Here is a 9,983-nt window from a genome sequence, read left to right as displayed (position 1 = left end):
ATGTCCCAGCACCAGACCTCGTTGGGCGCGAACGCCATCCGCATCAGGTCGCCGCCCGGGACCGTCGTGGCCCCGTCGGGCCCGTGGATGGTCGTCAGGTGGGCACCCTTGCGCGTGGCCCAGGCGATCGCCGGGGGAGCGCCGGTCTCGAGGTCGGAGACGTCGAAGACCTGTCGGGGAGCGGCTTGCTGTGCCGGGGGCTGCTCGGCGTTCGCGGGTGGGCCTTGGAAGGCGAGGGTCAGGGGTGCCACGGCGAGGGCGATCAGGATCTTCTTCATGTGCATGAGACGCTCCGTTCCGGTCAGTTGTTGCGGGCGGGAATTGGCTCGGGCAGCGGCAGTGCGAGGTCGTGGAGCACACCCCGGAGCCGGTCGGGGTAGTTGGTGATCAGCCCGTCGGCGCCGAGCCGGATCAGGGCGGCCATCGTCGCTGCGTCGTCGACGACGTACGGGATGACCTGCAGGCCGACGTCGTGGGCGTCGTCGATGAGCTCAGCGGTGGCGAAGGGGACGTAGGCCGCGTCGTCGACGCCGCCGCGGAACGGGTTGCCGTGCATCGGTGAGATGGCGTCGAAGCCCTGCTCCGCGGCGGTGAGGACGAACTGCGCGGCCACCTCGAGGCCGTCGAACCAGCGCGACGGGCCGGCCGCGTCGGACGCGAGGTGTCTCGGGGAGACGAGCAGGTTGCGGCGTACACCTTGCTCCTCGTTGCCCACCAGACCCAGGACGCCCCAGTCGAAGCACTGGATGCTCGTGCGGTCCACGAGGCCGTCGATACGGATGGCATCGAGCGTGACCGCCACGAAGTCGGCTCGCGACGTCAGCTCCGCGGCCGCCATCGCGTCGTACTTGATCTCGAGATTGACGCGTACGCCGCGTGCCTGGCGCTCGTCGAGGAGGGCCGCGACCTCACAGAGGAGGGGCATGGTCGGCGGGAGGTCCTCGCGACCGAGCTGCCGGATCAGCCGCGCGTCCGCGAGCGCCGGATCGTGGTTGACGACCACGTCGTTGTCGCGCGTGAGGTGGACGTCGAGCTCCAGCGTGGAGACGCCGAGGCTCAGGGCGGCACCGAAGGCCTCGAGGGTGTTCTCCGGGTGCAGTCCGGCACCACCGCGGTGGGCCTGCAGGTCGAAGGTCACTCGTCCGCGGCGTAGAGGGCGGTCACCACGTCGGCGTACTTCTCGTTCACCACACGGCGCTTGAGCTTGAGGGTCGGGGTGAGCTCGTCGGACTCGGCGGTCCACTCGTGTGGCAGCAGCTCCCACGCCTTCACCTGCTCGGGGCGTGACAGGCGCGCGTTGGCCCGGTCGACGGCCTCCTGGGCCATCGCGCGGATCTGCGGCTTGGTGGACAGGTCGGCCAGGTCGGCGAACTCCAGGCCCAGCTGCTGTGCCACGATCGGCGCGATCTCGCCGTCGAGGGTGAGGATCGCGACGACGTACGCGTGGTTGTCGCCGATGGCCATCGCGTGGCCGACGATCGGCGACTCCTTGAGGTGGTTCTCGATGTTGGACGGCGCGATGTTCTTGCCCGCGCTGGTGATGATGAGCTCCTTCTTGCGGTCGACGATCGCGAAGAAGCCGTCCTCGTCGAGGGTGCCGATGTCGCCGGTGTGGACCCACCCGTCGGCGTCGATGAGGTTGCGGGTGGCCTGCTCCTGGCGGTGGTAGCCGGGGGTGATGACCGGCCCGCGGACGAGCACCTCTCCGTCGTCGCCGAGGGTGACCTCCATGCCCGGGGTGGGGCGGCCGACGGTGCCGAGCCGGAAGCCCTCGGGGCCGTTGGCGGTGACCGCGCCACAGGTCTCGGTCATCCCGTAGACGTCGAACACCTTGAGCCCGAGCCCGGCCATGAACTTCGCGACCTCGATCGGCATGGGCGCTGCCGCCGATCCTGCCCAGGTGACCTGGTCCAGGCCGAGGAGGAGCTTGAGGAAGCCCAGGATGGCAGTGTCCGCCTCCTCATAGGCCTTCTCGATCTCGGGCGTCATCACGCCCCCGACCTCTTGGGCCTGCACCCAGGCGAGCCCGGCAGCCATCGAGTCCTGCACGAGCTTCACGTTGTCCGGGTTGGGGTCGGCGGCGAGCTTGGCCGAGATGCCGGTCTTGATCTTCTCCCACACACGCGGGACTCCGAAGAACGCCGTCGGGTGGACCGCGCCGAGGGTGGCGAGGAGGTCAGCCGGGTCGCCGAGGCAGTAGGAGTGGCTGCCGACGACCTGCGGGGCGTACAGGCTCAGGACGCGCTCGGCGATGTGGGCGAGCGGGAGGTAGGAGACCTGACGCAGGCCGGGCTCGAGGCCCGCCGCCTCCAGGGTGGAGACCGCTTCGTAGATGACGTTGTGATGGGTGAGCACGACGCCCTTGGGGTTGCCGGTCGTGCCGCTCGTGTAGAGGATCGTGGCCGGGGCGTCGGGGTCGAGGGCTGCGTGCCGCTGCTCGATCTCCTCGGCGTGGTCGACCCGGAAGGCCCTGCCGCTCGCCACGAACTCGTGCCAGGTCGTGAACATCTCGCCCTGTTGCGCGGCAGCCTCATCGATGATGACGACCTTGCTCACGCCCTCGAGAGCGTCGCTCCAGCGCTCCAGGTGGTCGCGGTTCTCCAGGATCACGACCTTCGGTTGCGCCTCGGCGGCGATGAACGCCACCTGGGTGGTCGACAGCGTGTTGTAGATCGACATCGGGGTCGCGGCCGCGTGCACGCCCCCCATGTCGGCGACCATGTGCTCGATACGGTTGGTGGCCATGATCGCCACCGTGTCTCCCGGTGCGACACCGGCGGCGATCAGCGCTCCGGCGACATCGAGGGCCAGGTCCCTGGTCTCGCGCCAGGTCAGCGTGCGCCAGCCGTCGTCGCCCACCTCGCCGTGCTTGTCGCTGTACGCCGCGTCGTCGGCGAACTTCGTCGCCGTGTCGGCCAGGGAGTCGATCAGCGTGCGCCCCTCGACCATGGTCTCGATGCGTGCGCGGCTGGCCAGGACGTCTTCGGTCATCGGTGGGCTCCCTCGGCGGTTCCGAAGTGATCGGGGTCACGATCCTCGTGCACGGGAGGGGCCGGTGGCTAGTGGTCGAAGCCCGGCATCACGGTCGGGGCGCAGGTGCAGGTGTCGCTGCACGCGAGGTAGGTGTGCGCCGCGTGCCCGCAGCGCGGACACGGCAGGTCGTGCGACAGGTGCAGCGTGTTGGTCTGGACGGTGTCCCACATGGTCGTGCCTCCTCGTCGTCTCGTACTCTCATGAGGACCCCGAAGGGCATGCTCGGAATACGACAGGGACACGAAGAACATGGTGGCGAGCCGATCGGCGCGTGAGCGGAAGGCCGCTGTCGAGGCCGGCCCGTTGGCGACGGTGTCGATCGATCTCGACGGGCAGAAGCAGTTCGCCTACAAGATCGGCTGCACGGTGTGCCGCGCCAAGGGCCACCGCAAGTGGTCCGCCTACCGCCCCGGTGGGGACAACGGCTACATGGCCGCCATGGACCGCTGGATCTTCCACCTGGTCGAGAAGCACCCGGGTGCCGACGCGCCGTGCCTGGCCTTCCTCGCGGAGGCACAGCAGCGGCTGCACGAGCGCCGGGAGGGCTCCGGGGCCGGGGCCGGGTCGGACCCGGACTCCTAGCGGTCCGTGTATCTCCCCCCGCGCATCGGGGTCCTCCTAGCAAGGCGTTCGCCTGCTACCTCGGGAGGGGACCATGACCACCACCACTCGCACCACCTGCTTCTTCGTGCCGCCGTACGTCGAAGCGGCTCTTGCCGACCACTCGGCGGTGACCTCCGTCGACGACGACCAGATCGACCTCTCCGAGGTCCTGCGTGATCGTCGTTCCGACGCCATCAAGCGGGACGCGCCCGCGGCGGGCGCGCCGTCGCTCGCCCCGGCGGCGACCGGAACAAGTCGCCGCGAGGTCTACGACAGCGGCAACACCACCAACCAGCGGGTCACGCTGGTCCGACCGGAGGGCTCGCCGGAGACCAGGGACGCCGAGGTCATCAACGCCTACGACAGCGCCGGCGTCGTGCGGTCCTTCTTCCGGACCGCGCTCAACCGCGACTCGATCGACAACAGGTCGCTCGACCTCGTGCTCAACGTGCACTACGGCAACCAGTACAACAACGCGTTCTGGGACGGCGACGAGATGACCTTCGGCGACGGTGACGGGGTCATCTTCTCCGGCTTCGCGCGCTCCCTCGACGTGGTCGCCCACGAGCTCGCGCACGGTGTCACGCAGTACGCGTCCGGCCTGATCTACCAGGGCGAGTCGGGTGCCCTCAACGAGCACTTCAGTGACGTGTTCGGCACCGCGATCACCCAGTGGGCCGCAGACGAGAGCCCCGAGGATGCCGACTGGCTGATCGGCGACGAGATCATGGCGCCCGACCTCTACGGCGAGGCGCTGCGCTCGATGCGCAACCCCGGGACGGCCTACGACAACCCGATCCTCGGCAAGGACCCGCAGCCCGCGCACTACGCCGACCGCTACACCGGCGCCGCCGACAACGGCGGGGTGCACATCAACTCCGGCATCGCCAACCGCGCGTTCTACCTGGTCGCCACCGAGCTCGGGGACACCACCTTGACCGCGCGGATCTGGTACCACGCGCTGCACTTCCTGCAGCCCAGCAGCACGTTCGCGCAGGCCGCCGCCCAGGTGGCCGACTCGGCGCGGATCCTGGTGAAGGCCGGGGTCGTGCACAAGGGCGCCGCCCAGATCGTGCGGGGCGCCTGGCACGAGGTCGGGGTCGGCTGACCGGGGCGGCCAGGGACACGAGCTGTCTCAGGTGGGGCCCACTAAAGTCTGCGCGTGGACGCCGACGTGCTGGTCGTGGGAGCTGGACTGGCCGGACTGCGCTGCGCGCGGGTCCTGCACGACGCCGGGCACGAGGTGCTCGTCCTGGAGGCGGCCGACGCCGTCGGTGGGCGCATCCGCACCGAACGGGTCGACGGGTTCCTCGTCGACCGCGGCTTCCAGCTGCTCAACCCGGCCTACCCCGCCGTACGTCGCTGGGTGGACGTCGACGCGCTCGGGCTGCAGGGGTTCGGCGCCGGCGTGGCGGCGGTCACCGACTCCGGGACCACCGCGCTCGGGCACCCGGTGCGTGCTCCGCGCCTGCTGCCGCAGACGATGCGTACGTCGCTGGGCCGGCCGGGCGAGATCGCGGCCGTGCTCCGGTGGGCCGGGCCGCTGGTCCGTCCGCGCCGCAACGAATCGCTGTCTCACGTGCTGGCCGGGCGCAACGACGTCGACCGGGCCGCCGGCCTCGACCGCGCCGGCGTGGACGGCCTGATGCGAAGGGTGGTCGACCGGTTCTTCGCCGGGGTGCTGCTCGAGGACGACGGCAGCACGGCTGACAGGTTCGCCCTGCTGCTCGCGTGGATGTTCGTCCGCGGCGTGCCGTCGTTGCCGGCAGCCGGCATGCAGGCGCTGCCCGAGCAGGTCGCGGCGCCTCTGGGAGACCGGGTCCAGCTGGGCCAGCGGGTCGACCGGGTGGCCGCCACATCCGTCGCCGCCGGCGACCGCACCTGGACTGCCCGCCAGGTCGTCGTCGCCACCGATGGACCAGGGGCGCACGAGCTGATCGGCGTGGAGGTTCCGGCCACCAAGGGCGTCGTCACGACGTGGTGGTCCGCGACCGACGCCCCGTCGTCGGACCTGCTGCACGTCGACGCCCGCCACCAACCGCGCGGACCGCTGGTCAACGCCGCCGTCGTCTCGCGGGCTGCGCCGACCTACGCCCCCGCGGGCCGACACCTGGTGCAGGGCTCGGCGCTGCTCGGCCCGGGACGGTCGAGCGACGAGCCGGCCATGCGCCGGCATGCGGGTGACCTGCTGGGCGTCGATCCCTCCGGGTGGGAGGTGGTCGCGCGGCACGAGGTCCCCGACGCGCTGCCGGTCCAGCCGGCGCCGTACTCCCCGCACCGTCCGGTGCGGGTCGGCGAACTCGTCGTGTGTGGGGACCATCGCGACACCGGATCCATCCAGGGGGCGCTGGTGAGTGGCCAGCGTGCCGCCGACTCCGTGCTCGCGGCCCTGCGGTGAGCGCGCTCGCCGCGTTCGCCCTCGCGTCGGCCCTGCATGCGGGCTTCCAGCTCTCCGTCACCGTGATCGTCTACCCCGTGCTGGGGGACCGGCGCGACGAGGAGTGGAGGGCTGCGCACGCCGGGCACTCCCGCGCGATCGCCCCGCTCGTGGCCGTCGTGTACGGCGCACTGGTGGTCACGGGCGGTCTGCTCGTGGCCGCCGGTCCCGACGCGGCGGGGTGGCTGGCCCTGGCCGGAGCGGTCGGGGCCCTCGGCCTGACCGCGACGGCCGCGGCCCCGACCCATGGACGCCTGACGGACCGCGACGATGCGCTGGTGTCCCGGCTGCTGGTGGCCGACCGGTGGCGGTGCGCCTGCGCCGTCGGCGGGGCGGTGGCTGCGGTCGTCGCCGTGGCGACCGGGGGATGAGGACGCCATGAGCGGGATCGGTCGCAGCCCTGACGTGGTGGTCGTCGGCGCCGGGATCGCGGGCGTGGCGTGCGCACGGGAGCTGCGCGCGGGTGGGCTGGCGGTGCGCCTGCTGGACCGCGGTCACCACCCCGGCGGACGGATGGCGTCCAAGCGACTCGCCGGCCGGCCGACCGACCTCGGTGCGTCCTACTTCACGGTCTCGGACCCCGACTTCAGGGATGTCGTCGCCGACTGGCAGGAGCGCGGCCTGGCCCGACAGTGGACCCGCACCTTCTGTGCGCTGGGGGACGGTGATCCCCTGGTCAAGCAGGGGCCCGTGCGGTGGGGTGCGCCCACCGGCCTGCGGTCCCTGGTCGAGGACCTCGCGGCCGAGGTGGGCGTGGAGCGCCACGACGTCGCCGACCTGAGCGGACTGGCGGCCGCGGCCGTCGTGCTCGCGATGCCCGACCCGCAGGCACGCCGACTCCTCGCGCCGGACCACCCGCTGAGGGCCCGCTTGGACCGCGAGTTCGAGCCGGTGCTCGCCCTGGCCGCCCGCTGGCCCGAGCGCACCTGGGACGACGTCAGCCCCACCGGGCGCTTCGACGGCGCGTTCGTCAACGGCGATGCGGTCCTGGCCTGGGTCGCCGACGACGGGCGACGCCACGGCGACGACGCCCCGGTCCTGGTCGCTCACTCCACGCCGGACTTCGCCGGACGTCACCTCGAGGACCCTGCGGCGGCGGGACCGGAGCTGGTCCAGGCGCTGCGTCGCGTCCTGCGCCTGCCCGAGCCCGACGAGGTGCACGTACACCGCTGGACGTTCGCGAGGCCTGTAGGGGAGCGCATCGAGCCCTGGGCGATCGTGGAGGGGCCCGACGGGCTGCTCGGAGCATGCGGTGACGGCTGGGGCGCTTCGCCGAAGGTCGAGACCGCGTGGCTCTCGGGCCGTGACCTCGGGCGCGAGCTGGTGGCCAGGCTCGGCCAGCGGCCGACTATTCACGTGGAGTAGTCACTAGGTGTATAGTTCGAGCATGAGCATCGGTCATGTCCTCCTCGGCGTGCTCTCGGCCGGGCCCGCGCACGGCTACGACCTGAAGCGGGAGCACGACTCCCGGTTCCCGAGCGCCAAGCCTCTGGCGTACGGGCAGGTCTACTCCACACTGTCGCGCCTCGAGCGCGACGGCCTGGTCGAGGTGGCCGAGACATCGCAGGACGGTGGCCCGGAGCGGACCACGTACGCCTTGACGTCCGCGGGGGAGACGTCACTGGCGGCGTGGCTCGACGAGCCCGAGCAGGCGGGGCCGTACGCCGCCGACGACCTGCTCCGGAAGACGCTTACGTCTCTGCACATGGGAGTCGACGCCGGCGACTTCCTGCGCCGACAACGAGTCGTGCACCTGGCGCGGATGCGAGAACTCATCGCTCTCCAGGGCAGGGATGCCGACCCCGACCAGCAGATCGCGATCGACCACACCATCTTCCATCTGGACGCGGACCTGCGTTGGTTGCAAGCAGCAGCGGCCCGGGTGGCCCCACAGGGAAAGGTTCGTTCATGAGCGAGGCAGTCGTGGAGGCTCGAGCAGTCCGCAAGGCGTTCGGTCGGACCGAGGCGCTGCGGGGGACGTCGCTCGCGGTGGAGGAAGGCGAGGTCGTCGCGGTCACCGGACCGTCCGGCAGCGGCAAGTCCACCCTGCTTCTCTGCCTGGCCGGAGTGCTCCGGCCCGAGGCCGGGGAGGTCTGGTACGACGCTCGCAAGCTGAGCGATCTGTCCGAGAACGACCGGACTCGGCTGCGCAGGCGCGAGTTCGGATTGGTCCTGCAGTTCGGTCAACTCGTGCCTGAGCTCACCGCCGTACAGAACGTGGCTCTGCCGTTGCTCCTGGAGAAGCACGATCGCCGCGCGGCGACCACCATGGCGACCGGCTGGCTCGAGCGACTCGGGGCGCTGGACGTGGCCGACGCCCTCCCCGGCGAGATGTCGGGCGGTGAGGGGCAGCGGGTGGCGATCGCGCGGGCTCTCGTGACCGGCCCGCGGGTGATCTTCGCCGACGAGCCCACGGGTGCACTCGACACGGTGAGTGGCGAGCACGTCCTCGCGGCGCTGCTCACCACCGCGCGCGAGAGCGGCGCCACTGTCGTCATGGTCACCCACGACAACCGGGTGGCCGCGAGCGCAGATCGGGAGGTCGTGATCCGCGACGGTGTGGTCGAGCTGACTCCGGTGATCTCGTGATCCGGCTCTCGCTGACCCTGACCCGCGCCGGCGGGTTGCCACGGATGCTGTTGCTCGGCTCGTGCACGGCGGGGGTCTGTGCGTTGTTGCTCCTCATGGTGAGCTTCGCCCGGCTTCCCGACAGTCCCGACGAAGCGCTCTTCAATCTCGTCGCGGACCCGGGCACCCGTGGGGGTACTGCGTTCGCCACGGGACTGCTCACGCTGCCGCCGCTGCTGCTGCTCTACCAGGCCGTCCGACTCGGCACCGCTGCCCGCGACCGACGGCTGGCGGCGCTCCGGCTGGCCGGGGCCACCCCGGGGGACGTCCGGCGCCTGGGCGCGCTCGAGGTGGGGATCCCGGCCTTCGCGGGAAGCCTGGCAGGGATCGCGGTCTACTGGCTGCTGCGCCAGGTCCTCGGCGGCACTCCTGCGGGAGTCGCCCTTCAAGGCAACGGATATGTGTCCACCCTCGGGCTCCGGTTGGTGCCGACATCGGTCGCGCCGCAGTGGTGGGAAGCGCTGCTGGTGGTCGTCGGCACCACTGTGGCCGGCGTCATCGTGGGTGGACGCGCCTCTCGCGGCGTGGTCGTCACGCCCTTGGGTGTGTCCCGACGTCAGGCCTCGGCTCCGCCGCGTCCGTGGGGTCTGTTGCTCCCGCTCGCTGCGATACCGGTGTCGATCACGCTGGGCACCGCCTCCGACGCGGCCCCGCTCGCGTTCATCGGGCTAACCGTCCTCGGCGTGATCGCCCTCGCCCCCTGGGCCGCGTATCGGGCCGGTCGTTTCGCCGAGTCCCGGACAGCCTCCCCGGCCGGGCTGCTCGCCGCCCGCCGACTCGTCGCCGACCCTCGCCCGGCCGGTCGTGCTGCGGCGGCGGTGGGCGCGATCGCGCTGGTCTCGGGAGGTGGAGGGGCAGTCGCCGCCGACCTGGTGGCCGATGACGTCAGCGACCCGTTCTACTACATCTCGCTCGCGCTGGTGGCGAGTGCGCTCCTGGTGGCCCTGCTGGTCGCCATCGGCACACTGGCCGTCCACTCGGTCGAGTCGATGCTCGATCGGAAGCGGTCCGTTGCGTCCTTGGCGGCGCTGGGCATGCCGCTCGACGAGCTCGAGAGCGCGCAACGGTGGGAAGCGCGGCTGGTGGCCATGCCGGTGGCGGCGGCTGGGGTGCTGCTCGGCGCGGCGACGCTCACGGTGGTCGGTGTCGACGCTTCGCCAGTGGCCCTGCTGGTGCTCCTGGCCGACGTGGTCATCACGCTCGTCCTGGTGTGGCTGGCCATCAGCGCCGCGGTCCGCATCACCCGGCCCTGGGCCCTCAGGGCGGCGTCGGTCGCCAACCT

The 9,983-nt window shown here is 71.5% G+C and carries 12 protein-coding genes; 8 read left to right on the top strand and 4 right to left on the bottom strand.

The window, feature by feature from the left end; all coding sequences use genetic code 11:
- The 4 genes from RMO85_RS04145 to RMO85_RS04130 form a co-directional block, all read right to left on the bottom strand.
- Positions 1-278 (bottom strand): hypothetical protein (locus RMO85_RS04145; protein ID WP_310526650.1); only part of this gene is annotated, 278 nt, incomplete at its 3' end.
- A gap of 23 nt (positions 279-301) precedes the next feature.
- On the bottom strand, positions 302-1,138 hold the full coding sequence (locus RMO85_RS04140) for a glycerophosphodiester phosphodiesterase family protein (RefSeq protein WP_310526649.1): 837 nt from the start codon (positions 1,136-1,138) through the stop codon (positions 302-304).
- Positions 1,135-2,991: an AMP-dependent synthetase/ligase gene (locus RMO85_RS04135; protein WP_310526648.1), complete on the bottom strand. Its 1,857-nt coding sequence runs from the start codon at positions 2,989-2,991 to the stop codon at positions 1,135-1,137. The genes RMO85_RS04140 and RMO85_RS04135 overlap by 4 nt, the downstream gene beginning before the upstream one ends.
- A 68-nt stretch (positions 2,992-3,059) precedes the next feature.
- Positions 3,060-3,203, bottom strand: a complete 144-nt coding sequence (locus RMO85_RS04130) for a hypothetical protein (RefSeq protein ID WP_310526647.1) — start codon at positions 3,201-3,203, stop codon at positions 3,060-3,062.
- 79 nt (positions 3,204-3,282) lie between these two features.
- On the opposite strand from RMO85_RS04130, the gene RMO85_RS04125 reads away from it, so the two are divergent.
- The 8 genes from RMO85_RS04125 to RMO85_RS04090 form a co-directional block, all read left to right on the top strand.
- The gene (locus RMO85_RS04125; RefSeq protein ID WP_310526645.1) at positions 3,283-3,615 is read left to right on the top strand and encodes a hypothetical protein; all 333 of its coding nucleotides are present in this window, start codon (positions 3,283-3,285) and stop codon (positions 3,613-3,615) included.
- 73 nt (positions 3,616-3,688) lie between these two features.
- Positions 3,689-4,744 (top strand): M4 family metallopeptidase, encoded by a 1,056-nt coding sequence (locus RMO85_RS04120; RefSeq protein ID WP_310526643.1) that lies wholly within the window; start codon positions 3,689-3,691, stop codon positions 4,742-4,744.
- Between the two features lie 54 nt (positions 4,745-4,798).
- Complete coding sequence (locus tag RMO85_RS04115) at positions 4,799-6,034, top strand: NAD(P)/FAD-dependent oxidoreductase (RefSeq protein ID WP_310526641.1); 1,236 nt, start codon at positions 4,799-4,801, stop codon at positions 6,032-6,034.
- The gene (locus tag RMO85_RS04110) at positions 6,031-6,444 is read left to right on the top strand and encodes a hypothetical protein (RefSeq protein ID WP_310526640.1); all 414 of its coding nucleotides are present in this window, start codon (positions 6,031-6,033) and stop codon (positions 6,442-6,444) included. The genes RMO85_RS04115 and RMO85_RS04110 overlap by 4 nt, the downstream gene beginning before the upstream one ends.
- A 7-nt stretch (positions 6,445-6,451) precedes the next feature.
- Positions 6,452-7,438 (top strand): FAD-dependent oxidoreductase, encoded by a 987-nt coding sequence (locus RMO85_RS04105; protein ID WP_310526639.1) that lies wholly within the window; start codon positions 6,452-6,454, stop codon positions 7,436-7,438.
- A 22-nt stretch (positions 7,439-7,460) separates the two neighbouring features.
- The gene (locus RMO85_RS04100) at positions 7,461-7,985 is read left to right on the top strand and encodes a PadR family transcriptional regulator (protein WP_310526638.1); all 525 of its coding nucleotides are present in this window, start codon (positions 7,461-7,463) and stop codon (positions 7,983-7,985) included.
- Positions 7,982-8,662: an ABC transporter ATP-binding protein gene (locus tag RMO85_RS04095; protein ID WP_310526637.1), complete on the top strand. Its 681-nt coding sequence runs from the start codon at positions 7,982-7,984 to the stop codon at positions 8,660-8,662. The genes RMO85_RS04100 and RMO85_RS04095 overlap by 4 nt, the downstream gene beginning before the upstream one ends.
- On the top strand, positions 8,659-9,983 hold a 1,325-nt coding region (locus tag RMO85_RS04090), incomplete at its 3' end, for an FtsX-like permease family protein (protein ID WP_310526636.1). The genes RMO85_RS04095 and RMO85_RS04090, both read left to right, overlap by 4 nt.

Source organism: Nocardioides sp. (assembly GCF_031422975.1).
GTDB lineage: Bacteria > Actinomycetota > Actinomycetes > Propionibacteriales > Nocardioidaceae > Nocardioides.
The sequence above is the reverse complement of the archived record's forward strand: the minus strand, read 5'-3'. Positions and strand labels throughout refer to the sequence as shown.

Coding starts and splice junctions, on each gene's coding strand:
- RMO85_RS04135 (WP_310526648.1), bottom strand. CDS start 2,991: ATGACCGAAGACGTCCTGGCCAGCCGCGCACGCATCGAGACCATGGTC.
- RMO85_RS04130 (WP_310526647.1), bottom strand. CDS start 3,203: ATGTGGGACACCGTCCAGACCAACACGCTGCACCTGTCGCACGACCTG.
- RMO85_RS04125 (WP_310526645.1), top strand. CDS start 3,283: ATGGTGGCGAGCCGATCGGCGCGTGAGCGGAAGGCCGCTGTCGAGGCC.
- RMO85_RS04120 (WP_310526643.1), top strand. CDS start 3,689: ATGACCACCACCACTCGCACCACCTGCTTCTTCGTGCCGCCGTACGTC.
- RMO85_RS04105 (WP_310526639.1), top strand. CDS start 6,452: ATGAGCGGGATCGGTCGCAGCCCTGACGTGGTGGTCGTCGGCGCCGGG.
- RMO85_RS04100 (WP_310526638.1), top strand. CDS start 7,461: ATGAGCATCGGTCATGTCCTCCTCGGCGTGCTCTCGGCCGGGCCCGCG.
- RMO85_RS04095 (WP_310526637.1), top strand. CDS start 7,982: ATGAGCGAGGCAGTCGTGGAGGCTCGAGCAGTCCGCAAGGCGTTCGGT.